The following is a 24,577-nucleotide window of genomic DNA, read 5'->3' on the forward strand; positions in this document are numbered from 1 at the left end:
AATGTGAGTAATGATGATTGCTCCTTGCTCTTCCAATGGAAGGGCCGCTTAGACCAAAAGGAGGTGACGAGCGTGAGAAAGTACGAAATCATGTATATCATCCGCCCGAACATGGACGATGAAGCGAGACAAGCTCTCGTGGAACGGTTCAACAACGTGTTGAAAGAAAACGGCGCGGAGATTACGAACGTGACGGATTGGGGCAAGCGCCGCTTAGCCTATGAAATTCAAAAATACCGCGACGGCTATTACATGATCGTCAATGTCGTATCGGAGCCGAAAGCGGTGCAAGAATTCGACCGCTTAGCGCGCATCAGCGAAGACATCATCCGTCATATCGTCGTCAAAGAAGAAGAATAATCTTTTCGACATGATGAAGAGGTGGTTCTGATGATTAACCGCGTCATTTTGGTCGGCAGGTTAACGAGAGATCCGGAGCTGCGTTATACTCCAAGCGGAGTGGCTGTTGCCACGTTTACGCTCGCGGTCAACCGTCCGTTTACAAATCAGCAGGGCGAGCGGGAAACGGATTTTATTCAATGTGTCGTTTGGCGCCGCCAGGCGGAAAACGTCGCCAACTTTTTGAAAAAGGGGAGCTTGGCTGGTGTCGATGGCCGACTGCAAACCCGCAGCTATGAAAATCAAGAAGGTCGGCGCGTGTACGTAACGGAAGTGGTGGCTGATAGCGTCCAATTTCTTGAGCCGAAAGGAACGAGCGAGCAGCGAGGGGCGACAGCAGGCGGCTACTATGGGGATCCATTCCCATTCGGGCAAGATCAGAACCACCAATATCCGAACGAAAAAGGGTTTGGCCGCATCGATGACGATCCTTTCGCCAATGACGGCCAGCCGATCGATATTTCTGATGATGATTTGCCGTTTTAATAAACCAATCGCTTGAAGCCCCTGTCTCTAAACAACGCGCAGGCAGCGGGCCATTCCACCGATGAGGAAACGATGGCAACGGAAAGGAGGAAACAGCATGGCAGGACGGAAAGGCGGCCGCGGCAAACGCCGCAAAGTATGTTACTTCACGGCGAACAACATTACGCATATCGACTACAAAGATGTCGATTTGCTGAAAAAGTTCATTTCTGAACGCGGCAAAATTTTGCCGCGCCGTGTAACGGGAACGAGCGCGAAATATCAGCGCAAATTGACGGTCGCGATCAAACGCGCGCGCCAAATGGCGCTTCTGCCGTACGTTGCGGATGAGTGAGACGAAAGCAAGCAGTAAGGGGGGATCCTTACTGCTTTTTTTATCTCCTCTGACTGAGCGGACACCCACTCCCAAGCAGAGTGAAAGTGGGGAAGGAGGTCAAATCACCAAAAAAACAAAGAAAGGGGAACATCCATTGCGAAAAACGCACGCCCTCACTGAAGCGGCGATTGAGCTCGCGCTGTTTGCTGTTTTGTTTTTGCTTGCGCTGTACGCGCCGGTCATTGGGATTGTCGCCGCTTTGTTTTTAGCGCTTCCGTTTATGGTGTTTACGATGCGCCATGGGTGGATTTCGGCTATGTTGCTGCTGGCAGCGGCCCTTGTCATCTCCGGTTTGATCGGCTCGCTTTTGTCGCTGCCGATGGCGCTTATGTTCGGCACCGTCGGTATGGCAGTTGGCGCGATGCTTTCGAAACAGAAAAACCGTTATCTTGTTCTTCTTGTCGGCGCGCTTGTCTTTTTGGCGAATATCGTGCTTGATTACATCATTTCGATTCAATTTTTGCACGTCGATATGATCCAAGATACGCTTGCGCTCGTGCGAGAATCGTTTGACACGGCAATGAATCTAATGAAGGGAATGGGACAAGCGCCGCCTTTGGAGATGCAAAGGCAGTTCGAACAAGGGCTGAAGCTGATCGGCTATATGGTTCCGACGCTGTTTGTCATCGCTTCGTTTGCGCTGGCGTACGCGACGATCATCGTCTCGCTGCCGGTGATGAAGAGGCTGAAGCTGCCGGTCGGTTCATGGCCGCCGTTTCGTGAGTTGACATGGCCGAAAACGGTATTGTGGTTGTATGTCTTCGTGCTCCTTCTCTCCTTGTTCCCGTTCAAAGAAGGATCGTTTGCCTATATCGCCGTGTTGAACGTATCGTATGTGTTGCAGCTGGCGATGATCGTGCAAGGATTTTCGTTTCTTTACTACGCCGCTTACAAAAAAGGGGTTGGCAAAGGTGTGGTGGCGGCAGGGACGGTCGTTTGCTTATTCCTGCCTTTTCTACTTTATCTTGTGGCGATATTCGGTATAATTGATTTAGGATTTGATTTGCGCCGCCGCATATGATAATTGGATAAGGTGAGTCATTTCTTCAGTGTAGGAGCTGACTTGAATGTCCCATTTTTATGAAAGGAAAGCGTATCGCTATCCGTTATATGCGTTAGCCGCCCTGGCGGTGCTTATGGCGATCGGCTTGTTTTACTTCCAATGGCTGCTTGGCCTCGTCGCCCTTCTTGGCGTCGGGTTTGTGCTTTATTATGTCATTGGGGCGCAACGCTCCTTGCATAAAGAGTTGGAGCACTATATTTCCAATTTGTCGCACCGGGTGAAAAAAGTAGGCGAGGAAGCGTTGATGCAAATGCCGATCGGCATTATGCTCATCGATGAAGGGGGAGAAATCGAGTGGTCGAACCGTTTTTTGGCCGCCTGCTTTAAGGAACAGACGCTTGTCGGCCGCTCTCTCGCCGAGCTTTCCGAATCGTTGGCCGCTTTTGTGAAAAGGGGAAAAACGGACGAAGAGATCGTCGAATTGAACGGAAAGCAGCTGAAAGTGGTCATTCGCCGCCCTGAACGGCTTCTTTACTTTTTTGATGTTACGGAGCATTTGGAATTGAAGCGGCAGTACGAAGCGGAACGGCTGGTGCTCGCCATTATTTTTCTTGACAATTATGATGAAATTACGCAAGGGATGGACGATCAGGCAAAAAGCCAACTAAACAGCCTCGTCACTTCCGTGTTGAATCGGTGGGCGAACGACTATGGCATTTTTTTGAAGCGGACGTCATCCGACCGATTTATTGCCGTATTGAACGAACATATTCTTGGGCGGCTCGAGAAAAGCAAATTTTCCATTCTCGACGAAGTGCGAGAGCAGACGGCAAAACATCATGCCCAGCTGACGCTGAGCATCGGCATCGGCGCCGGCGTGTCCCAGCTCCCAGAGCTCGGGGCGCTCGCCCAATCAAGCTTGGACTTAGCGTTGGGGCGCGGGGGCGACCAGGTCGCGATTAAGCAAGGAAATGGAAAAGTGAAGTTTTACGGCGGCAAAACGAACCCGATGGAAAAGCGGACGCGCGTCCGCGCCCGCGTTATTTCCCATGCGCTTCGCGAACTGATTGCAGGAAGCGACAAAGTGCTCATCATGGGCCATAAATATCCCGATATGGACGCCATGGGAGCGGCGATCGGCGTTTTAAAAGTCGTCCAATCGAACCAAAAGGAAGGGTTTATCGTCGTCGATCCGGCCAAAACGGATGCCGGGGCGCAACGGTTGCTTGAGGAAATGAAAAAACATGCTGAATTATGGTCAAGATGCCTAAAGCCGGAGCAGGCGCTTGAGCTCGTCACCGAGGATACGCTTTTGATCGTCGTCGATACGCATCGTCCGTCGCTCGTCATTGAAGAGCGGCTATTGTATCGCACCGACCATATCGTCGTCATTGATCACCATCGCCGCGGCGAAGAGTTCATTGAGGCGCCGATTCTCGTCTATATGGAGCCTTATGCTTCTTCGACATCGGAACTCGTCACCGAGCTGTTAGAGTACCAGCCGAAACGGATGAAGCTGACGATGCTCGAAGCGACCGCCCTGCTTGCCGGCATCGTCGTCGACACGAAAAGCTTTACGCTCCGCACCGGCTCGCGGACGTTCGACGCCGCATCATACTTGCGCGCCCAAGGAGCGGATACGGTGCTTGTGCAAAAATTGCTGCGGGAAAGCATCGCCAACTACGTGAAACGAGCAAAATTGATCGAACGGGCGGTGATCGATGAGCATGGTATCGCCATCGCCAAAGGGGGCGAGAACGAGGTGCATGACCAAGTGTTGATTGCACAAACGGCCGATACGCTTCTTACTTTAAGCGGCGTCGTTGCCTCGTTCGTTGTTTCCAAGCGGTCCGACGGGACGGTCGGCATCAGCGCCCGCTCGCTCGGCGATGTCAACGTGCAAGTCATTATGGAACGGCTTGGTGGAGGCGGACATTTGACAAATGCCGCTGCCCAATTGTCCGAAGTGACGGTGGAAGAGGCGGAGCAGCAGCTGCGTGAAGCCATTCATGACTATTTCGAGGGAGGGAAGCCATCATGAAAGTCATTTTTTTAAAAGATGTGAAAGGAAAAGGAAAAAAAGGGGAAATCAAAGACGTCGCCGACGGTTACGCAAACAACTTTTTGTTCAAACAAGGGCTCGCCATTGAAGCGACGCCGGCGAACATCAAAGCGCTCGAGGCGCAAAAACAAAAAGAACAGCGCCAAGCGGCGGAAGAACTGGCCAATGCGAAAAAACGGAAAGAAGAGCTCGAGAAGCTGACGGTGGAAATTCCGGCGAAAGCGGGCGAGGGAGGCCGTTTGTTTGGCTCGATCACGAGCAAGCAAATCGCTGAGGCGCTTCAGGCCCAGCACGGCTTGAAGCTTGACAAACGGAAAATCGAGCTTGCTGATGCCATTCGCTCCCTCGGATATACGAATGTGCCGGTGAAGCTCCATCCGGAAGTGACAGCGACCTTAAAAGTGCACGTCAAGGAACAAAAATAACGGTAGCGACGATGCCCCCGCCCGCTATGGCGGGGGCATTATCGACGGAAATGAAACGGGGGAAAAGGCGGTGAGACGATGAGCGAACTTTTTTCAGAACGAATTCCTCCGCAAAGCATTGAAGCCGAGCAGGCCGTGCTTGGCGCTGTGTTTTTGGATCCCACTGCGCTGACGCTCGCCTCGGAACGATTAATTCCCGAAGACTTCTACCGCGCGGCCCATCAAAAAATTTTCCACGCCATGCTTCGCGTTGCAGATAAAGGCGAGCCGGTCGATTTAGTGACGGTGACGGCAGAACTGGCCGCTTTGGAGCAGCTGGAGGAAGTGGGCGGCGTCTCCTACTTAAGCGAGCTTGCCGATTCTGTGCCGACAGCGGCCAACGTCGAATACTACGCCCGCATTGTGGAAGAAAAATCATTGCTTCGCCGCCTCATTCGCACGGCGACATCGATTGCCCAAGATGGCTATACAAGGGAAGATGAAATTGACGTTTTGCTCGATGAAGCAGAACGGAAAATTATGGAGGTTTCCCAACGGAAACATTCAGGCGCCTTTAAAAATATTAAAGATGTTCTTGTACAGACGTATGACAACATTGAAATGCTCCATAACCGGAACGGGGACATCACCGGCATCCCGACCGGATTCACGGAACTCGACCGGATGACGTCCGGATTTCAGCGCAGCGACTTGATTATCGTTGCCGCCCGGCCATCGGTCGGGAAGACGGCATTCGCATTAAACATCGCCCAAAATGTGGCGACGAAGACGAACGAAAATGTTGCGATTTTCAGCTTGGAAATGAGCGCCCAGCAGCTTGTGATGCGGATGCTTTGCGCCGAAGGCAACATCAACGCCCAAAACTTGCGCACCGGCAGGCTGACGCCGGAAGATTGGGGCAAGCTGACGATGGCGATGGGCAGTTTGTCAAACGCCGGCATTTATATTGACGACACACCGAGCATCCGCGTCAGCGACATTCGCGCCAAATGCCGCCGCTTGAAACAGGAAAGCGGCCTCGGCATGGTGGTGATCGATTATTTGCAGCTCATTCAAGGAAGTGGGCGCAACCGGGAAAACCGCCAGCAGGAAGTGTCGGAAATCTCCCGTTCGTTAAAGGCGCTCGCCCGCGAGCTCGAAGTGCCGGTCATCGCTTTGTCACAGCTGTCGCGCAGCGTTGAGCAGCGCCAGGACAAGCGGCCGATGATGTCCGATCTTCGCGAATCGGGGAGTATTGAGCAAGACGCTGATATCGTCGCCTTTTTGTATCGCGACGACTACTACAACAAAGATTCCGAGAACAAAAACATCATCGAAATCATTATCGCCAAACAGCGGAACGGCCCGGTCGGGACGGTGCAGCTCGCCTTTATTAAAGAGTACAATAAATTCGTCAACTTAGAGCGCCGTTTCGATGAGGCGCAAATTCCACCGGGGGCGTAAGATGGACCACGCTGCCGGCGGCGAGCGCCTTTTTGTTCGTTTGGCCTTTGACGATTTCCCCGTTTACACCCGCGGTGTTGAAGAGGGAGCCTTCCTGATCATTAATAAACGAATAAAAAAGGCGATATTTTCTTTTAATGTTCGTGTTTCATTGACTTTATGTCTGAAAACTGGTACACTGACAATGTTTAGACCGAGGAAACTGGAGGTGCTCGCCATGTCGTCAGTCGTTGTTGTCGGCACGCAATGGGGCGATGAAGGAAAAGGGAAAATTACAGACTTTTTATCGGAAAACGCGGAAGTCATTGCCCGGTACCAGGGAGGGAACAACGCCGGACACACGATCGTGTTTAACGGGGAGCGGTATAAGCTTCACTTAATCCCGTCGGGCATTTTTTATAAAGACAAAATTTGCGTCATCGGCAACGGCATGGTCGTTGATCCGAAAGCGCTTGTCGCCGAGCTTTCCTATTTGCATGAGCGCGGCGTTTCGACCGATAATTTGCGCATCAGCAACCGCGCCCATGTCATTTTGCCGTATCATTTGAAATTGGACGGACTCGAGGAAGAGCGGAAAGGCGCCAATAAAATCGGCACGACGAAAAAAGGAATCGGGCCGGCGTACATGGATAAAGCGGCGCGAATCGGCATCCGCATCATCGATTTGCTCGACCGCGATGTGTTCGCGGAAAAGCTGGCCCGCAACTTGGAAGAGAAAAACATGTTGTTCGAAAAAGTGTACGGTACCGAAGGGTTCCGCTTCGAGGACATTTTTGAAGAGTATTACGAGTACGGCCAGCAAATCGCAAAATACGTCTGTGACACATCTGTCGTATTGAACAATGCGCTCGATGAAGGGCGCCGCGTCTTGTTCGAAGGAGCGCAAGGCGTCATGCTTGATATTGACCAAGGAACGTATCCGTTTGTCACGTCGTCGAATCCAGTCGCTGGCGGGGTCACGATCGGCGCCGGTGTTGGGCCGACGAAAATCAAGCATGTCGTCGGGGTGGCGAAAGCCTATACGACGCGCGTCGGCGACGGGCCGTTCCCGACAGAGCTGCACGATGAAATCGGCGACCGCATTCGCGAAGTCGGCCGCGAGTATGGGACGACGACCGGCCGTCCGCGCCGCGTCGGTTGGTTTGACAGTGTTGTTGTCCGTCATGCCCGCCGGGTGAGCGGCATTACGGACTTGTCGCTTAACTCGATCGACGTGTTGACTGGCATTGAAACGTTGAAAATTTGCGTCGCCTATCGCTACCGCGGCCAAGTGCTCGAAGAATTTCCAGCCAGCTTAAAAGTGTTGGCCGAATGCGAGCCGATCTATGAAGAACTTCCTGGCTGGACGGAAGATATCACCGGGGTGAAAAGTCTAGACGGGCTGCCGGCGAACGCCCGCCATTACGTCGAGCGCATTTCCCAGCTCACCGGCATCCCTCTTTCGATTTTCTCCGTCGGACCGGACCGTTCGCAAACGAACGTCGTCCGCAGCGTCTACGCGTAAGCGGCAACAGTGGACGGTGGCAGGCAGCGTATAAACAATGCAAACGACAGGCATAGATGCGCGCGCGTCTATGCTTTTTTCTTTGATCGGCTCCTCAAAATGGCAATCGGCAAAGGATGATTTCATGTTCATAACATGGTAAATTAGTAATGATAGGATTCCATCGCAAATGGAAGGATGTGAGCGAGATGGAAAAACGCATTTTAGTCGTTGATGATGAAAAACCGATTGCTGATATTTTGCAATTTAATTTGCAAAAAGAAGGATATGAAGTCATTTGCGCCTACGACGGCGAAGAAGCGCTGCAAAAAGTCGAAGAAACGATGCCGGACTTGATTTTATTGGATATTATGCTGCCGCTGAAAGACGGCATGGAAGTATGCCGTGAAGTGCGGAAAAAGTATGATATGCCGATCATTATGCTGACAGCGAAAGATTCCGAGATTGATAAAGTGCTTGGGTTGGAGCTTGGTGCGGACGATTATGTGACAAAGCCGTTCAGCACGCGCGAGCTCCTGGCGCGGGTGAAGGCAAACTTGCGCCGCCATGCGCAAACGGCCAACCAAGAAGAAGGAGAAAACGAAACAAATGAAATTGTCATTGGCCCGCTCGTCATCCGTCCGGACGCATATGCCGTGCAAAAGCGGGGGGAAACGATTGAACTGACCCACCGCGAATTTGAACTGCTTCATTACTTGGCAAAGCATATCGGCCAAGTGATGACGCGCGAGCATTTGCTGCAAACCGTCTGGGGCTACGATTACTATGGCGATGTGCGCACCGTGGACGTGACAGTAAGACGTCTGCGTGAAAAAATTGAGGACAACCCTTCCCACCCGAATTGGATCGTCACAAGACGGGGCGTCGGCTATTACTTGCGCAATCCCGAACAGGAGTCATGAGCCAGCATGAAAAAAGTAGGTCCATTCCGTTCGATTCATTTTAAGTTTGTCATCATTTATGTATTACTGATTCTCGTCGCCATGCAAATCATCGGCGTGTACTTCGTTCGCAAGCTGGAAACGGAGCTTGTGCAGAACTTTAAAAACTCATTAAACGAACGGGTGACGTTGCTCGCCTATAACGTCGAGCAGGCGATGAATCGGGAGCGCGATGAAAAAAGCCCGACATTGGAAGAAGACATCCGTTCGCTTCTTCATGATTTCGTTTCCCAAGACATTTCCGAAGTGCGCGTCATTGATGCCAAAGGGAAGGTGTTGGCGACATCGAATCCATACACGCAAAACATCGTCGGAAAACGAACAACAGAAATTTATGTAAAGCGTTCACTTGTTACGGGTGAAATGGTTGACCAGATGCTGCTCGATTCGAAAACAGGACATCGCATGTACATTTCGTCGACTCCGATCAAAACGAGCGGCGAAATCAAAGGTGTCATTTACGTCATCGCCTCGATGGAAAACGTCTTTTCGCAAATGCGGCAAATTAATATGATTTTGGCGACCGGGACGGGGATCGCTCTCGCCATTACCGCCGTGCTCGGCATTTTTTTGTCGCGCACGATCACCCGGCCGATTTCCGATATGCGCCGGCAAGCGCTGGCGATGACGAGGGGAGATTTCTCCCGCAAGGTCAAAGTGTACGGCTATGATGAAATCGGCCAATTGGCGATGACGTTCAATAACCTGACCAAAAAACTGCAGGAAGCGCAGGCGACGACGGAAGGGGAACGGCGCAAGCTCGAGTCCGTCTTGACGCATATGACGGATGGCGTCATTGCGACCGACCGTCGCGGGCGCGTCATTCTCATTAACGATGCAGCGTTAAACATTTTGAATGTTTCACGTGAAACAGTGCTGTCGAGTTCGATCGTCGACGTGCTTGGCATTGCCGACCAGTATACGTTTGAAACGTTGCTTGAGGAGCGCGATTCGCTCATTTTAGATTTCAGCACGGATGAGGAACTATATATTTTGCGCGCGTCGTTGTCGGTGATTCAAAAAGAGGGCGGATTTGTCAATGGGTTGATCGTCGTTTTGCACGACATTACCGAACAGGAAAAAATCGACCGCGAGCGGCGGCAGTTTGTCGCCAATGTGTCGCATGAATTGCGCACGCCGCTCACCACGATGAAAAGCTACTTAGAAGCGCTTGCTGACGGCGCTTGGCAAGATAAAGACATCGCGCCGAGGTTCATTCAAGTCGTGCAAAATGAAACGGAACGGATGATTCGGCTCGTCAACGACTTGCTCCATCTGTCCAAGCTCGACAGCAAAGACTACAAGCTGAAGAAAACGTGGATCAATTTTTCAGCCTATTTCCATAAAGTCATTGACCGATTTGAGTTGACGAAAAGCGACAACATTCGGTTCGTTCGCAAAATTCCGCGCGAGGCGATTTTTATTGAAGTTGATGAAGATAAAATTACGCAAGTGTTAGACAACATTATTTCGAACGCTTTGAAATACTCTCCGCAAGGCGGGACGATTACATTTCGCGTCCGCAAACTTTCTGATGAAATCATTGTCAGCGTCAGCGACGAAGGAGTCGGCATTCCGAAAGCCGACTTGGCCAAAATTTTCGAACGGTTTTACCGGGTCGACAAGGCTAGGTCGCGCAAATTGGGCGGTACGGGGCTTGGGCTGGCCATTGCCAAAGAAGTCGTTCTTGCCCATGGCGGGGCGATTTGGGCAGAAAGCAAGGAGCATAAAGGAACGACGATTTATTTTACGCTGCCGCTAGAACGCGAGCAAAAGGATGACTGGTGCGATGTATGAAACGATCAAAACCATCGTGTTGACGTTGCTTGTGCTCATCAGCATTACCTTAACGTTTGCTTTATGGACCTATCATCCGAAATACGATGTGTTGCAAAACGATGAATACATTCAACATGTCTCCGTGAGCAACACGCAAGTGGACACAGCGATGGTCGTGCAGCCAAAGCAGATTCTCATTCATAAAAACGGCGTCCCCTATGCTGTGACGAAAGACGAAGAGAAAAATGAAGTGCTGAAAGAAATGAGAAGATGGACGCTTGACGATTTCGAAGATGTTTCATCTTCTGTTCCGCAAGGGAAGTTTTTATCGTTTTTAAATGGCAAAGAGCGGCTTGAGATCATTTACCCCGATGAGGTGCCGATCGACATATACCGATTGATTTTCACGATCGATGACAGGGGGCTCGACGGCTTGGCGTTTGACCGCCTGCTCGTCCCGCTCGGCGGGAAGGACGAGTTCCCCATCTACTTCATCGCGACCGACAAACGCAAAATTTACAAAGCGATTGCCAGCGATGCCTCCTTATCGGCGATCGGCCGGCTGGCGAAAGAAGCGAGCCATTTTCCGCGTTATTTTGCTTATCCGGTCAGCGAAACGAAGCAGTTGTATTTGCCGGAAAAAGAAGTGGTGCTCAGCAGTCTGCAATATTATACCGACGAGCTGGACGCAGACAAGTTTAAAGAAGCGCTCTTTAGCGATCCAAGCTTTGTCAAAAAAGATTTGATTCCGTTTGGCGAAGAATATACAGACGGTTCGCGGCTGATGGACGTCGATTTTCTTCAACGGATGCTGCTGTATGTGAATCCAGCAGCGCGCGTCTCGAATATGGGACAAACGGAGCAAGAAACCCATATCATCCAAAAAAGCATTGATTTCGTCAATGAGCATGGCGGTTGGACGGATCTGTATCATTTCGCCCGCTGGAGCGAGGAGGATCGAAAAGTCACGTTCCGGCTTGTCGTCAACGGCTATCCAGTCTTTAATGAATACGGCATGTCAGAAATCGTGGAGACGTGGGGAGCGTCCGATTTGATGAAATACCAGCGTCCGCTCTTCCGCCTTGAAATCGCGGATCGCAACCGCACACCAAAAACGCTGCCGTCCGGCCATGAGGTCGTCAACTGGTTCGAACAGACGAAAGGCGTTCGCAAATCGCTCATCAAAGATATCGCCATCGGCTATGAGCTCATCAAAGATCCGGAGCGGGAAAAAGTCATCCGCCTTGAACCGGCATGGTTCTACTTGTACGGACAAACGTGGAAAAAGGTGGACACGAGCGATGAGGCGGGAGGAGGGGGAACAAATGGACTGGAGTAAAACGAAGACGATTTTTATTATGGTGTTCCTCATCCTCGACTGCTTTTTAGGCTATCAGTTTATGGAAAAACGAAACAGCAGCCAGCTCGATGTCATTTTGGAAACGACGATTGAAGAGCAGCTTGAGGCGAACGGCATTACGTATGTGGATCTGCCTAAAGAAGTGACGAAAGCGGCGTATGTCAGCGGCAAAAGCCGCTCATTCACCATGGCGGATGTAAAAAAGCTGCCCGGGCAAAAAGTGAAAATCGAAGGAGAAACGAAAGTCAAAGGGACGTTCATCGATCCGGTTGCGCTGCCGATTGACGATCCATACCAGCTGCGTGAGTTTTTGCAGCGCTACATCATCGGCGGCGGGCAATATGCCTTTTGGTCGTTTGATGAAAAACAAGGAATCTTGACCTGCTACCAAGTGTATGACGGTAAGATGATTTACGGCAATGAAAACAGCAAGCTCGTCATCCATGTCAACGGGAGACGGGAAGCGCTGTCGTATGAACAGACGATGCTCAGCGACTTGGAAAAGTACGAGCGGAAGCAAGATATCGTCCCGGCGATTAAAGCCATTGAGACGTTGTACCGAAAAGGGCATTTGCAGCCGGGCGACCGCGTCACGAAAGTGGAGCTTGGCTATTACGGGCTTGTTCAATTTACTGCATCCCAAGTGTTGACTCCAACTTGGCATATTGTTGTCAATCGGAAGGAAGACTATTTCGTCAATGCGTTTGAAGGGCAAGTGATCAATGATCAAGGAAATGTGCTGGAGTGAAAGAACATGACGATGCGATTTAGTGTGCTGGCCAGCGGCAGCACCGGCAATGCCTTTTACATTGAGACAAACCGTCAGCGCCTGCTTGTTGACGCCGGTTTGAGCGGCAAGCAGCTTGAGGAGTTGTTTGCCCAGATCGGCCGCCATCCCAAGCAGCTTGATGCGCTGCTTGTCACCCATGAACATAGCGACCATATTAAAGGGCTCGGGGTGCTTGCCCGCAAGTATCGGCTGCCGGTGTATGCCAATGAAAAAACGTGGCGGGCGATGGAACAAGCGGTAGGCGACATTCCGCCCGAGCAAAAATTTGTCTTTCCGCTCGGCGCGGTAAGGACGTTCGGCGATGTTGACGTCGAATCGTTCGGCGTCTCTCACGACGCCGCCGAGCCGATGTTTTACGTTTTCCACTATGAAGGGAAAAAGCTTGCGTTGCTCACCGATACCGGCTACGTGAGCGAGCGGATCAAAAAGACGATTGAAAACGCGGATGTGTTCGTGTTGGAAAGCAATCATGACGTTGGCATGCTGAGGATGGGGAGATATCCATGGAGCGTCAAGCGCCGCATTTTAAGCGATGTCGGCCATATTTCGAATGAGGAAGCGGGTTTGGCGCTTGCTGACGTGATTGGCGACCGGACAAAGCAAATTTATTTGGCCCATTTGAGCCAAGATAACAATATGAAAGAGCTGGCGCGCATGACCGTGACGCAAGTGTTGGAACAGAAAGGCTTAGCGGTCGGCGCCCGCTTTCGTTTGTATGATACCGATCCGCGTCGGGCGACGGCGCTGGCGTATGTATAAAGCCCGTTTTGCCGAAACGGAGGGAGACGCATTTGTTGGATTTTTTCTCCTGTTCATGATTATAATGAGGGATGGAGACGAATGTGGAAAGGATGGTGAGCATGGGATACTACGACGACCATTATGAGCCGTACGAACAAACGAGGAGGAAGCGGCGCAGCGGATCGTTTGTTTCCGCGCTTGTCGGCGCCGTGTTAGGAGGGCTGCTCGTCCTCATGTCCATTCCGGCGCTTTCCCGTTGGGATATCCTCCCGTATGATGTTGTGCCGAATCAAAGAGCAGAGGAAGAGCCAAAAACAGAGGAAAATGGAACTCCACCGATTCGGCAGAGTGTTTCCGTTGATGTGACGACGGCGGTGACAAAGGCGATCGACCAAGTGTCGGATGCGGTTGTCGGCGTTGTCAACATTCAAGAAGCCAGCTTCTGGTCGCAAGGAGGCGAGGCTGGCGTCGGATCGGGCGTCATTTACAAGAAAGCGGGAGGACGGGCGTTTATCGTCACGAACCATCATGTTGTTGAAAACGCCAGTCAGCTCGAAGTGAGCCTCAAAGATGGGACGAGAGTGCCGGCGAAGTTGCTGGGCAGCGATGTGCTGATGGATTTAGCCGTCTTGGAAATTGACGCGAAGCATGTGAAAAAAGTCGCCCAGTTCGGCAACTCCGATACGGTGAAGCCAGGCGAGCCAGTCATTGCCATCGGCAACCCGCTCGGTTTGCAGTTTGCCGGCTCGGTGACACAAGGCATTATTTCCGGAACGAACCGGACGGTCGAAGTTGATTTGGACGAAGACGGCGCTCCAGACTGGAACGCAGAAGTATTGCAGACAGATGCAGCGATCAACCCGGGCAACAGCGGCGGCGCTCTCGTCAATATCAAAGGGCAAGTCATCGGCATCAACTCGATGAAAATCGCCCAAGAGGCGGTTGAAGGCATCGGGTTCGCGATCCCGATCAACACGGCCATTCCGATCATTTCGGACTTGGAAAAATACGGACAAGTGCGCCGTCCGTATATGGGCGTTGAACTTCGCTCGCTGAGCGACATCCCATCGTACCATTTGCAGGCGACGCTCCATTTGCCGCCGAACGTAACAGAAGGAGCGGCGGTCATTCAAGTCGTGCCGATGTCGCCGGCCGCACAGGCGGGCTTAAAACAGTTTGATGTCATCGTGGCGCTTGACGGCGAAAAAATCCGGAATGTGCTCGATTTGCGCAAGTATTTGTATACGAAAAAATCGATTGGTGACCGGATGGAAGTCACGTTTTATCGTGATGGGAAAAAACGCACGGTCACGATGAAGCTGGCGCGTGAGTCATATTAAAAACAGGGAGGAGCGGAAACGCTCCTTCTTTTTTCCACAAGGAAAGGAGCGAGAATGATGATATTCACATGTGAAGAACATGTCGACATCGCCATTGATCAATATGTAGATGAAACAGAACAGGCGCCGGATCTCCTGCCTGTGGACAACAGCGAAAAACAGTGCTATTTTTGCTCGAAACAAGCTGTATATGTCGTAGGAGGATAACAGTTTTTTCACAACATGTGGATATGTGTTGTGTATATGTGGATAAATCTTGTTGATAAGCTGTTTATAAGGCAGGGGTTGTTTGTGCATATTTCCATTGTCGCTGTGGGTAAATTGAAGGAAAAATATTTAATCGCTGGAATTCATGAATATACAAAGCGTCTGTCCGCATACGCCAAAATCGACATCATCGAAGTCGCTGATGAAAAAACGCCGGAGCGGGCGAGCGAACTTGAGGAGGAACAAATCAAAGAGCGCGAGGGGGGACGGCTGCTGGCGAAAATTCCGCATGACGCCCACGTCATCGCGCTCGCGATTGAAGGAAAGATGAAATCGTCCGAGCAATTCGCCGCCCGTCTCGATGAGCTCGCCACCTATGGCAAAAGCAAAGTAGTGTTCGTCATCGGCGGTTCGCTTGGCTTAAGCAAACAAGTGATGGCGCGCGCTGATGAGACGCTGTCGTTTTCGAAAATGACGTTTCCACACCAGCTGATGCGCCTCATTTTGCTCGAGCAGATTTATCGCGCATTTCGGATCAACCGGGGGGAACCGTATCATAAGTAAGGGAAATTTCCGCTTGTTTATCAATTGAACCGTTTTACCGTAGGTTGCGCTAAGGAAAAAGTCAAGGGAGAGCCGCCTAATTTATGCAGCTCCCCCGCATTGGGCTGATACTTTATTTTTGCCGCTTTCTTTCGAACGGAGCAATAAATGGTCGGCATAAATGTACGCTTTTTCAATTGACATCGTTCCTTCTGCTTGACAAAAGTAAAGACCGAACGACGACGTATAGGCAATGGGACGTTTCGCCGCCATATAATCGACCAACACGGTGCTGCGGCGCACTGCTTCTCGAATCTCTTCGACAAGCCGGACGCTTTCTTCAAACGTGCGATGGCGCAAAAACATCGTAAACTCTTCGCCGCCGCTGCGGAACAAAAAATCATCTTCCTGAAGAAATTGCTTCAACGTCGAGGCGAAATGGCGGATTACTTCGTCGCCGACGGCGTGGCTATACGTGTCGTTGATCGTTTTAAAATTGTCGATATCGGCGACGACGACGCCAATCCATTCACCGGATCCGTTTAGCTTGGCGATCGTTTGATCCATGTAGGCGCGGTTGTGAACGCCGGTCAAAAAGTCAGTGTAGGCCATTTTTTCGAAGTGGTCGCGTTCTAGTTTATGCTGGATGCTTTGTGATTTGGAAAAGAACGAGCGACTCACGAAGTAATTAAGCAAAAATAAGCTTAAGAGTATATCCCACCGCCGTTCTTGCAAAAAGAGAAACAACAGACCGTTTGTCAGCGCTGTTTTTCCCATGTCTGTCCAGCTTCTTGTTTTAATAAAATCAAGCGCTTCGCCTTGTGTCCGAATATCGCCAGTGAGATAAAAAACGATGATGAGACAGCAATCGGTCAGCAATGAAACGATGGCGACGAGCAGAAAAACGAGCAGCCAAAACCCGATAAGCGGAACGGATTGAAACAGCGGGTTGAGGAGGTTGTATAGAGCGAATGCCAATGAGTTGAACGTCACAAATGAGCCGATGTTGTACAACGTGTGCAGCCATTCATCCGGTTCCGCTGTTTTTAAATATTTTTTTGTCAGATGTTCGGTCAAGCGAAACAGCGATTCAAAAATAAGCAATCCGAGAGGGCCGGCAAACAAGGCGAACGACAAGCTGTAATTGATGCCGTAGTCAACCGGGATATTGTTTTTTGTTTTATCGACGACGCGCAAGTGTGAATACAAGCTGGAAAACAGCCAATAAAACAACAAAGCGATGACATAGGTGCGATCGAAGGAAGGCGGTTTTGACACAAACACAACAGCAATGGATGCGGAAAAAATAGCAAAAATGATCGGTCGTGCTCGGTGTAACATCTCGGCTCTCTCTCCTATAAATCTGACATCTGACAACTTCGGCCGCGGCGAAGCGACGTCAAAAAAGAGAATGACCACCCCTATGCCAGTCGGTGGCTTTTGGCTATCAACCTGGATCATTGGACAGACGATGCTTGGCGGCGTCCATCATGTGCTTCAACACCTACAACATGTATTGGACAACTGAGGTGTCTTCTTGCGCTGTCATGTATCCCAAACATCGATTTACTGACGATTCCCCTTAAGCAGGTTCTGAAACAGCTAAGCGCTGCTTTTGGCAAAGACCCCATTATGTCCCCTATAGGAACAAACGAACATCATTCCTAATCTTATTATAGTACTATATGACCAATTCTGAAAATAGGGAAAAGAACGTCCGTTTTCATCTTTTTTCGTCAAAATTTGACACGATGAATGATGCGGCTCGATTCTTTATAAAAAAGGGAGAGCTGCGACGGCCGCCAATTTGTCTTGTATCTACGTTTCACTGGCTTGACGGTGGATAAAGGAAGCAGCCTTCTAGTTGGCGAAAACAATATAAAAGGGCGGCGTTGTCACGGTGATCACATATGTCGCTTCAGGCCGGCGTTTGCATTGTGCGGGTGTTTGCCGGCTTCGTTCGCCTCGTTATGGTTTGTAGGTCGTTCCATTATGATATTTCAGGGAGGAAAACAAGTATGAAAGTCGTCATTGCTCCAGATTCGTTTAAAGAAAGCCTTTCAGCGCTCGAAGTCGCCGAGGCGGTCGAGCGTGGGTTTCGCACGGTGTTTCCGGAGGCAGAATACGTTAAGGTGCCGATGGCCGACGGCGGGGAAGGGACGGTGCGTTCGCTCGTTGATGCGACCGGCGGCCGCATCGTCGAAACGGAAGTGACCGGTCCGCTCGGCGAGCCGGTGCGGGCGTTTTTTGGCTTGCTTGGCGATGGGAAGACGGCGGTGATTGAGATGGCCGCCGCCTCAGGGCTGCACCTTGTCCCGCGCGAACAGCGCAACCCATTGGTGACGACGACGCGAGGGACAGGGGAGTTGATCCTTGCAGCGCTGGATGCCGGCGCCACCCACCTCATCATCGGCATTGGCGGCAGCGCGACGAACGACGGTGGGGCGGGCATGGTGCAGGCGCTTGGGGGAAGGCTTTTGGACGAAGACGGCTGCGACATCGGTCCGGGCGGCGGCGCGCTAGCCGATTTGCATGCGATTGACCTTTCCGGTCTCGACCCGCGTCTTGGGGGAGTCCGCATTGACGTGGCGTGCGACGTCGACAACCCGCTTACCGGTCCGAACGGAGCGTCGGCCATTTTCGGTCCGCAAAAGGGGGCGACACCGGACATGGTCGCCGTTCTCGACCGGAATTTGGCGCATTACGCAGATGTCATCCGACGCGATCTCGGCAAACAAGTCGGCGACATTCCCGGCGCCGGCGCGGCCGGGGGCTTGGGAGCGGGGCTGCTTGCGTTTCTTCCGGCTGAGCTGAAGCGCGGCGTTGATATTGTGATCGAGACGGTTCAGCTCGCCGAGCGCGTCAAAGGGGCAGACTTAGTCATCACCGGAGAAGGGCGAATCGATGGACAAACGGTATTTGGCAAAACACCGATTGGCGTCGCCAAGACAGCGAAGCGGTTCGGCGTCCCCGTCATCGGCATCGCCGGATCGCTGGGCGACGACAGTGCGGCCGTATTGGACCACGGCATTGACGCGCTATTTACGATCGTTCCGGGCGTCATTCCGCTTGAGAAAGCGTTTGAGCAGGCGGAACAGTATGTGACACAAACGGCGCGGCATATTGCGTCCGTATACCGTCTTGGCCAAATAGGAAAACAATCCTTCCGTTAATATTTTCGACAAAAAGAAGGGGCTGGCCCAAAAAGGCGACGCCCCTTAAATGGAACACCATTCGGTCATTATTGTTGCTATATACGATAATGAGAACGGGTGTCCCCAATCTTTTGGGACACCCGCGTTTATTTGCCTGTCCGCGGCCACGACGCGATCGCCTGGAGGGAGCCGCGAATGGTGAAACGGCCGAATTGGTGCGGCAAAATGAAATGGTCGCCACAGCGAAGCGAGTATGTCTGTCCTTCGCGGACGAGCTCGCCTTCGCCTTCGAGGATGCTGACGATGAGAAACGGTTTCGCCTGCTCTGATTCGAATGCGCCGCGGATGTCCCATTTTTGGACGCCGAAGTAGTCGCCTTCCACGAATGTCGTCACGGTCGCGCCCGGGACTTCGGCGACATGGGGGCGGATGTTGATGTCGCAGTGCGGGACAGTCGTGACGTCAATCGCTTTCTCGAGATGAAGTTCCCGCCTGCGCCCTTGGCTGTCCACACGGTCGTAGTCGTAGACGCGATATGTCGTATCCGAGCTTTGCTGCGTCTCGAGGACGAGCGTTCCTTCGCAAAGGGCGTGGATCGTGCCGCTCGGGACATAGAAGAAGTCGCCCGGGCGGATCGGCACTTTCCGGAGCAAGCGCTCCCACTCCCCCGCCTCCATCATGGCGCGCAGCTGCTCCTTCGTCTCGGCGTAATGGCCGTAAATGAGCTCAGCGCCCGGCTTGCAATCGATAATGTACCAACATTCCGTTTTGCCGAGCTCTCCGCCTTCGTGCGTTTTTGCGTATTCATCATCCGGGTGAACCTGGACGGACAAATCGGCGTTGGCGTCTAAAATTTTCGTCAACAACGGAAAGCGGTCAGACGGGAAGTGGCCGAACAAATCGCGGCGTTCCTCCCATAATTGACCAAGCGTCATCCCTTGAAATGGTCCGCTGGCGACGACCGTCTGCCCATGCGGATGAGCGGACACCGCCCAGCATTCCCCTATTTGCGAAGACGGAATGTCGTAGCCGAATCGTTCGGCGAGCTTCGTGCCGCCCCAAATCCGTTCTTGGAAGACAGGGGTGAGAAAAATCGGTTCAAGGTCCATGCGTCATCCCTCCCGAAAACATCATGCAACATACAGTCCACTCTCATTTTCATCTTATCACGAAATGCGCGATCGGCAAATGAAAACGATAAAGAGGTTAGGAACATACGTTCCCAACCCCCATTGGAACTCAAGGTCGACATGTCGATTGTGACGATGTTCTACACGCGCCGCCGTCCTGCGTCAGCGCGTCACTTCGCGTCATCAAGTTCAATGCGCGCGAGCGGCTGTTTCGCCGGTCCTTCGATCACATCGCCATCGATCGAGAAGCGCGAGCCATGACACGGGCAGTCCCATGTCCGGTCGCCGCTGTTCCACTCCAGCTCGCAACCCATATGGGTGCACGTCGTGTCGACGACATGGAGCCCCCCGGCTTCGTCCTTATAGGCGCCAGCCCGCTTTCCGTTGACCGAGACAACCGCCCCTTCACCATGCGCCAAATCTTGCGGCCGGCGGACAACCGGTTCGATCTTTCCCTCCAGCAAATGTTTGGCGACGTCAAGGTTTGTCGTGAAAAACTGCTTCATGCTTGGATCAGCGTAAAAGCGCGACGGGGAGTACAAGTCGCGGTATCGGTTGTCGCGGTCGAGGATGAGGTCAGACAAAAGCATCCCGGCGACCGTCCCGTTTGTCATCCCCCACTTCCGGTACCCTGTCGCGACATAAATGTTCGGCGTGTCTGCCGTCATCGGGCCGATGTACGGTACTTTGTCCAGCGTCGTCAAATCTTGGGCGGACCAACGGTAACGGATGTCGTTCACCGTAAACAGCTGCGAAGCGAACGAGGACAGCGCCTCGTAATGACGCATCGTCGGTACGCCTTGGCCGGTTTTATGGTTTTCGCCGCCAATTAGGATAAGCGTCTCGCTGCCTGCCGCTGCGGAGCGGATCGAGCGTTTCGGTTCATCGACGCTTAAATACATGCCGCCCGGGTACGGTTCCGTGATCGTCACTCCCAATACGTACGACCGTTCAGCGTACATGCGCGAAAAGTAAAAACCGCCGTCGTAAAACGGAAAGTGAGAACAGACGGCGACATGGTCGCACTCAACCCGTTTTTTGTCTCGCGTAATGACTGTCATCCTTTTTCCTTGTTCAATATCGGCCGCTGGTGTGTGTTCGTAAATGGCGCTGCCAGCCTGTGTGATCGAATCGACGAGTTTGGCCAAATATTTGAGCGGATGAAATTGCGCCTGCCTCTTCATCACGACCGCTGCCGCCACCGGCAGCGGGAGCGGGATCGACTCAACGAAGGCGCCGTCAATACCGAGCCGTTCGTACGCTTCCCATTCTTTCACTAGTTTTTGGAAAGATGAGGAAGACGTCGTGTAAAGATAGGCATCTTGCTCGCAAAAGTCGCAGTCGATTTGTTGTTCTTCGATCGTGCGGCGGATAAACTGGAGTGCGTCCATGCAGGCGTCATAATAGTGCCGTGCCTTTTCTGCACCGAAATGGTTGAGAAATTCATCATAGACGAGATCGTGCTGGGCGGTGATTTTCGCTGTCGTATGGCCGGTCGTTCCGTTCAACAGCCGGTCTGCTTCGAGAAGGGCGACGCGCACACCTTGCGTCGCCAGTAAATACGCTGTTGTAATCCCGGAAATGCCGCCGCCGATGACTGCGACGTCGACGGAAATGTCCGCATCGAGCTTCGGAAACGACGGAAGCGAAACGGAGTCGCGCCAGTAAGGCTCTACGGTGGAAGGAAGGGACGACATGATGACCTCCTCCTTGCATGTCAATGTTGTCTTCTGTAGTTTTCCTTTTATCGGGCGAACTATTCCACATATCCACAACCGTTTTCTTTTTTTGGCAACTATCCGCAAGGAGAAGGAAAGATGGTACAATAGAAAAAGAGAATCAAACTGTTTTGCAAAAATAACGTCAAAGGAAGATCGGGAGTGAATAAATATACAAATTCGTTTCATGAACGCTCCCATGCGCTGGCAGACAGCCTGATTTTAGAGCATTACAGCTTAAGTGAGCTCAATTTCGAGACCGTCGGCCATTACCGCGAGCGGTTTGCTCGGGTGAAACCGGGCCATCCGTGGAACGGGCTCGAGACAAAAGAATTTTTATACAAAATCGGCGCGTGGGGCAAGCTGCGCGACAGCAGCAAAGAAGGACTGACGCTCGCGGGATTGTTGATGTTCAGTGAGGAGCGGATCATCACCGAGGTGCTGCCGCAATACTTTTTGGAATATCGAGAGCACGTTGACGGTGAAGCGGCAGGATGGACGAAGCGGTTCACTTCACAAGACGGCACATGGTCGGGCAACATTTACGATTTTTATTTTCGCGTGTTGGCTGAGCTGGAGCGTCACGTTTGGCCGGATGAAGGGCGCGCTCTGCTTGGTGAGGCGCTTGCGAATGCCATCGTTCATGCCGATTATGGGGAGGAAGGCGGCATCACCGTCGAAAAGGAGGATCGTTCATTTCGCTTTGCCAACCCGGGACGGTTTCGCATTCCGATTGAAGCGGCAATGGCGGGGCATACGAGCAATTTGCGCAACCCGAATATTTTTAAAATGTTTTTGCTGATCGACGTATGCAAACGCGCGGGATCGGGCCTCAAGAGAATGTGCGATATGCAGGAACAGGCGCTTGCTTGCCCGATCGATATCTCGCAGCAAACGAATCCAGACCGTACAATCGTTGTGTTGTGTCCGCTGCCATTTCCAGCTGAAATGAGCCCAACAATGGAAACAGAACCGGCTGGACAGCTGGAACAGCTGGAACCCGAATGGATGGATCCGGGCAGCGGACAGGAAACCGAGAGCTTCATAACTAACGAACTAAGCTTCGTAAGTATAGACACCAACTCCGTTAACAATGAAGAAAACTCCGTAAATATAACCAAAAACTCCGTAAATAGCGGGTCGAACTCCATAAAAAACGAGCCTAACTCCGTAAATAGAACGTCGAACTCTATAAATAAAGAGCTGGAGTTCGTAAATAGCTTGCTTAGCTCCGTAAACAACGACATCCGTATGCATGACAGCAACGAAAAAGGGGAAACGATCGACGAACGGCTATGGAAGATGGCAGAATTGGCACGGCGAAAAAAACGGTTGGCTCCAGCGGTCATGGAACAATTGATCGTTCGGTTATGCCGCGAGCGGCCGCTGCGCCTGAAAGAGCTGGCAGAGCTGCTCGAACGGACGCCGGATGGATTGCGCAACAATTATTTAGGAAAGCTGTTGGAGGAAGGGAAAATCCGCTTAAAATACCCGGATCAGCCCAATCATCCGCGCCAAGCCTACATAGCGGTTGATGAATGAAAGGATTGGAGGGTGAAAGCGAGTCATGATCCAAACGGAAATACACCGATCGGAAGGATGGCGTCTGCGATTGCACATTTCCTGTTTTTTGTTTTATAAAGAGGGTGTCCCGCAAGGATGGGGACACCCTTTCTTTTGATCGGACTTATCATCCAGCTTGCTTTTCTTCGGCTTGGCCATGCTGGCGACGATGCATTCCTTTGGCGAAGTATACGGCCGTCAAAAGCAGCAGCCAGGCTGGGCCGATGATCAAGGCGATGCGCGTATCCGGGAAATACGCCATTAGGGCGGCAACGCCGATCAAAAAGGCAAGCGACACGTATGAGCTGTACGGATAAAGCGGAAGTTTGAACGTGAGACGTTGTGCTTGTTCTGCGCTCAACTGTTTGCGGAATTTCAGCTGGGACAGCAAAATTACCGCCCACGTCCAAATGGCGCCGAATGTGGCGATGCTTGTCACCCATTGGAACACTTTTTCCGATACGTAGTTTAAATAGACGCCGACAAGCATGACAAGCGCAGTGGCGATCAAGGCCGCGCCCGGAATGCCGCGCTTTGTCAGCCGGCCGAATGCGCTCGGCGCTTCTTGCTGTTCAGCGAGGTTGAACAGCATCCGGCTCGTGCTGAAAATGCCGCTGTTGCACGACGACAAGGCGGCGGTCAAGACGACAAAGTTGATGATGCCAGCCGCGGCGTGAATCCCGATTTTTTCAAACGTCAGTACGAACGGGCTTCCCTTTTCGCCAATTTCGTTCCAAGGATAAATGGACATGATGACAAACAGTGCGCCGACATAGAAGATCAAAATGCGCCAAAAGACGCTGTTAATCGCTTTTGTCAACGATTTTTGCGGGTTTTTCACTTCCCCAGCCGTTACGCCAATCATTTCGATGCCTAAATACGCAAACATGACCATTTGCAGCGACATCAAAACGCCGCTGATCCCGTGTGGGAAGAAGCCGCCGTGTCCCCAAAGATTGTGGATGCCGGTGGCGACGCCGCCGTTGCCGATGCCAAAGAGGATCATGCCAAGGCCGATGATGATCATGGCGACGATCGTCACGATTTTGATTAACGCAAACCAAAATTCAAACTCCCCGTACGCTTTTACCGCGAGAAAGTTGATGAACGTCATGAGCACTAGCGCGGCAAGCGCCCACGCCCAACGAGGCGTGTCCGGGAACCAAAACTGCATGTAAATGCCGACAGCCGTAATTTCAGCGATGCATGTGACCACCCATAAAAACCAATAATTCCAGCCTGTCAAGTAGCCAGCGAGCGGACCTAAATATTGATAAGCATAGCGGCTGAACGAACCAGCGACCGGGTGTTCGACTGCCATTTCCCCCAGCGCGCGCATGATGAAAAACATAATGGCGCCGCTGACGGCATAGCCGAGCAAAATCGCCGGCCCGGCCATTTCAATCGCAGACGCCGAACCGAGGAATAAGCCGACGCCGATCGCCGCACCGAGCGACATGAGCGAGATATGCCGTTCTTCTAAGCCTCGATGCAATTGCGGCTGTTTTTGCTCCATTGTTTCTCCCCCTTTTGATAATAAATAATATTTTTTGAAAAAGTATTTTTGAAGCGCTTACATTATAATACTAACCGATAGATAAAGAGGTTGTAA

22 protein-coding genes are annotated in these 24,577 nt (G+C 51.9%); 18 read left to right on the plus strand and 4 right to left on the minus strand.

Annotated elements, in window-relative coordinates; translation table 11 throughout:
- Positions 1-72: 72 nt before the first annotated feature.
- From rpsF to rlmH, 16 genes are all read left to right on the plus strand, one after another.
- Positions 73-360, plus strand: a complete 288-nt coding sequence (gene rpsF, locus B9L19_RS00245; RefSeq protein ID WP_011232945.1) for a 30S ribosomal protein S6 — start codon at positions 73-75, stop codon at positions 358-360.
- Positions 361-390: 30 nt separating this feature from the next.
- On the plus strand, positions 391-885 hold the full coding sequence (ssb, locus tag B9L19_RS00250) for a single-stranded DNA-binding protein (protein ID WP_011232944.1): 495 nt from the start codon (positions 391-393) through the stop codon (positions 883-885).
- 97 nt (positions 886-982) lie between these two features.
- Positions 983-1,219 (plus strand): 30S ribosomal protein S18, encoded by a 237-nt coding sequence (gene rpsR / locus B9L19_RS00255; RefSeq protein ID WP_008880812.1) that lies wholly within the window; start codon positions 983-985, stop codon positions 1,217-1,219.
- 136 nt (positions 1,220-1,355) lie between these two features.
- Positions 1,356-2,282 (plus strand): YybS family protein, encoded by a 927-nt coding sequence (locus B9L19_RS00260; protein ID WP_025949234.1) that lies wholly within the window; start codon positions 1,356-1,358, stop codon positions 2,280-2,282.
- A 46-nt stretch (positions 2,283-2,328) separates the two neighbouring features.
- The gene (locus B9L19_RS00265) at positions 2,329-4,305 is read left to right on the plus strand and encodes a DHH family phosphoesterase (RefSeq protein WP_089113808.1); all 1,977 of its coding nucleotides are present in this window, start codon (positions 2,329-2,331) and stop codon (positions 4,303-4,305) included.
- The gene (rplI, locus tag B9L19_RS00270) at positions 4,302-4,751 is read left to right on the plus strand and encodes a 50S ribosomal protein L9 (protein ID WP_025949232.1); all 450 of its coding nucleotides are present in this window, start codon (positions 4,302-4,304) and stop codon (positions 4,749-4,751) included. The genes B9L19_RS00265 and rplI overlap by 4 nt, the downstream gene beginning before the upstream one ends.
- Before the next feature lie 78 nt (positions 4,752-4,829).
- A complete protein-coding gene (gene dnaB, locus B9L19_RS00275) occupies positions 4,830-6,194 on the plus strand; it encodes a replicative DNA helicase (protein ID WP_025949231.1) in 1,365 nt (454 codons plus the stop codon).
- A 217-nt stretch (positions 6,195-6,411) separates the two neighbouring features.
- Complete coding sequence (locus B9L19_RS00280) at positions 6,412-7,698, plus strand: adenylosuccinate synthase (protein ID WP_025949230.1); 1,287 nt, start codon at positions 6,412-6,414, stop codon at positions 7,696-7,698.
- A gap of 188 nt (positions 7,699-7,886) precedes the next feature.
- Positions 7,887-8,600: a response regulator YycF gene (yycF, locus tag B9L19_RS00285; protein WP_025949229.1), complete on the plus strand. Its 714-nt coding sequence runs from the start codon at positions 7,887-7,889 to the stop codon at positions 8,598-8,600.
- A gap of 6 nt (positions 8,601-8,606) precedes the next feature.
- A complete protein-coding gene (gene walK / locus B9L19_RS00290; protein WP_025949228.1) occupies positions 8,607-10,436 on the plus strand; it encodes a cell wall metabolism sensor histidine kinase WalK in 1,830 nt (609 codons plus the stop codon).
- Positions 10,429-11,757, plus strand: coding sequence for a YycH family regulatory protein (locus B9L19_RS00295; protein WP_025949227.1), 1,329 nt, complete (start codon positions 10,429-10,431; stop codon positions 11,755-11,757). Before walK ends, B9L19_RS00295 begins: the two co-directional genes overlap by 8 nt.
- Positions 11,744-12,526 carry a two-component system regulatory protein YycI gene (locus tag B9L19_RS00300; RefSeq protein WP_025949226.1) on the plus strand — a complete coding sequence of 261 codons (783 nt, stop codon included), beginning with the start codon at positions 11,744-11,746 and terminating at the stop codon, positions 12,524-12,526. The genes B9L19_RS00295 and B9L19_RS00300 overlap by 14 nt, the downstream gene beginning before the upstream one ends.
- A 6-nt stretch (positions 12,527-12,532) precedes the next feature.
- On the plus strand, positions 12,533-13,327 hold the full coding sequence (locus tag B9L19_RS00305; RefSeq protein ID WP_025949225.1) for an MBL fold metallo-hydrolase: 795 nt from the start codon (positions 12,533-12,535) through the stop codon (positions 13,325-13,327).
- 101 nt (positions 13,328-13,428) lie between these two features.
- Positions 13,429-14,649, plus strand: coding sequence for a S1C family serine protease (locus tag B9L19_RS00310; protein WP_025949224.1), 1,221 nt, complete (start codon positions 13,429-13,431; stop codon positions 14,647-14,649).
- A gap of 54 nt (positions 14,650-14,703) precedes the next feature.
- Positions 14,704-14,856 (plus strand): CxxH/CxxC protein, encoded by a 153-nt coding sequence (locus tag B9L19_RS00315; protein ID WP_011232932.1) that lies wholly within the window; start codon positions 14,704-14,706, stop codon positions 14,854-14,856.
- Positions 14,857-14,940: 84 nt separating this feature from the next.
- On the plus strand, positions 14,941-15,420 hold the full coding sequence (gene rlmH, locus B9L19_RS00320; protein WP_025949223.1) for a 23S rRNA (pseudouridine(1915)-N(3))-methyltransferase RlmH: 480 nt from the start codon (positions 14,941-14,943) through the stop codon (positions 15,418-15,420).
- A gap of 81 nt (positions 15,421-15,501) precedes the next feature.
- On the opposite strand, the gene B9L19_RS00325 is transcribed toward rlmH, so the two are convergent.
- On the minus strand, positions 15,502-16,740 hold the full coding sequence (locus tag B9L19_RS00325; RefSeq protein WP_025949222.1) for a GGDEF domain-containing protein: 1,239 nt from the start codon (positions 16,738-16,740) through the stop codon (positions 15,502-15,504).
- Positions 16,741-17,417: 677 nt separating this feature from the next.
- Between B9L19_RS00325 and B9L19_RS00330 the strand changes: the two genes are divergently transcribed.
- A complete protein-coding gene (locus tag B9L19_RS00330; RefSeq protein ID WP_047752460.1) occupies positions 17,418-18,572 on the plus strand; it encodes a glycerate kinase in 1,155 nt (384 codons plus the stop codon).
- Between the two features lie 128 nt (positions 18,573-18,700).
- Here B9L19_RS00330 and manA read toward each other — a convergent pair whose 3' ends face one another.
- The gene (gene manA, locus B9L19_RS00335; RefSeq protein ID WP_047752461.1) at positions 18,701-19,663 is read right to left on the minus strand and encodes a mannose-6-phosphate isomerase, class I; all 963 of its coding nucleotides are present in this window, start codon (positions 19,661-19,663) and stop codon (positions 18,701-18,703) included.
- Positions 19,664-19,854: 191 nt separating this feature from the next.
- On the minus strand, positions 19,855-21,381 hold the full coding sequence (locus B9L19_RS00340; protein ID WP_047752462.1) for an FAD-dependent oxidoreductase: 1,527 nt from the start codon (positions 21,379-21,381) through the stop codon (positions 19,855-19,857).
- A gap of 183 nt (positions 21,382-21,564) precedes the next feature.
- Between B9L19_RS00340 and B9L19_RS00350 the strand changes: the two genes are divergently transcribed.
- Positions 21,565-22,944 (plus strand): ATP-binding protein, encoded by a 1,380-nt coding sequence (locus B9L19_RS00350; protein ID WP_089113809.1) that lies wholly within the window; start codon positions 21,565-21,567, stop codon positions 22,942-22,944.
- A 148-nt stretch (positions 22,945-23,092) separates the two neighbouring features.
- Here the strand turns inward: B9L19_RS00350 and B9L19_RS00355 are convergent, their stop codons facing one another.
- Positions 23,093-24,481: an amino acid permease gene (locus tag B9L19_RS00355; protein ID WP_025949216.1), complete on the minus strand. Its 1,389-nt coding sequence runs from the start codon at positions 24,479-24,481 to the stop codon at positions 23,093-23,095.
- Positions 24,482-24,577: the final 96 nt, after the last annotated feature.

Source organism: Geobacillus thermocatenulatus (assembly GCF_002217655.1).
In the GTDB taxonomy this organism is placed as follows: Bacteria; Bacillota; Bacilli; order Bacillales; family Anoxybacillaceae; genus Geobacillus; species Geobacillus thermocatenulatus.

Coding starts and splice junctions, on each gene's coding strand:
- ssb (WP_011232944.1), top strand. CDS start 391: ATGATTAACCGCGTCATTTTGGTCGGCAGGTTAACGAGAGATCCGGAG.
- rpsR (WP_008880812.1), top strand. CDS start 983: ATGGCAGGACGGAAAGGCGGCCGCGGCAAACGCCGCAAAGTATGTTAC.
- B9L19_RS00265 (WP_089113808.1), top strand. CDS start 2,329: ATGTCCCATTTTTATGAAAGGAAAGCGTATCGCTATCCGTTATATGCG.
- rplI (WP_025949232.1), top strand. CDS start 4,302: ATGAAAGTCATTTTTTTAAAAGATGTGAAAGGAAAAGGAAAAAAAGGG.
- dnaB (WP_025949231.1), top strand. CDS start 4,830: ATGAGCGAACTTTTTTCAGAACGAATTCCTCCGCAAAGCATTGAAGCC.
- B9L19_RS00280 (WP_025949230.1), top strand. CDS start 6,412: ATGTCGTCAGTCGTTGTTGTCGGCACGCAATGGGGCGATGAAGGAAAA.
- yycF (WP_025949229.1), top strand. CDS start 7,887: ATGGAAAAACGCATTTTAGTCGTTGATGATGAAAAACCGATTGCTGAT.
- walK (WP_025949228.1), top strand. CDS start 8,607: ATGAAAAAAGTAGGTCCATTCCGTTCGATTCATTTTAAGTTTGTCATC.
- B9L19_RS00295 (WP_025949227.1), top strand. CDS start 10,429: ATGTATGAAACGATCAAAACCATCGTGTTGACGTTGCTTGTGCTCATC.
- B9L19_RS00300 (WP_025949226.1), top strand. CDS start 11,744: ATGGACTGGAGTAAAACGAAGACGATTTTTATTATGGTGTTCCTCATC.
- B9L19_RS00305 (WP_025949225.1), top strand. CDS start 12,533: ATGACGATGCGATTTAGTGTGCTGGCCAGCGGCAGCACCGGCAATGCC.
- B9L19_RS00310 (WP_025949224.1), top strand. CDS start 13,429: ATGGGATACTACGACGACCATTATGAGCCGTACGAACAAACGAGGAGG.
- B9L19_RS00315 (WP_011232932.1), top strand. CDS start 14,704: ATGATGATATTCACATGTGAAGAACATGTCGACATCGCCATTGATCAA.
- B9L19_RS00325 (WP_025949222.1), bottom strand. CDS start 16,740: ATGTTACACCGAGCACGACCGATCATTTTTGCTATTTTTTCCGCATCC.
- B9L19_RS00330 (WP_047752460.1), top strand. CDS start 17,418: ATGAAAGTCGTCATTGCTCCAGATTCGTTTAAAGAAAGCCTTTCAGCG.
- manA (WP_047752461.1), bottom strand. CDS start 19,663: ATGGACCTTGAACCGATTTTTCTCACCCCTGTCTTCCAAGAACGGATT.
- B9L19_RS00340 (WP_047752462.1), bottom strand. CDS start 21,381: ATGTCGTCCCTTCCTTCCACCGTAGAGCCTTACTGGCGCGACTCCGTT.
- B9L19_RS00355 (WP_025949216.1), bottom strand. CDS start 24,481: ATGGAGCAAAAACAGCCGCAATTGCATCGAGGCTTAGAAGAACGGCAT.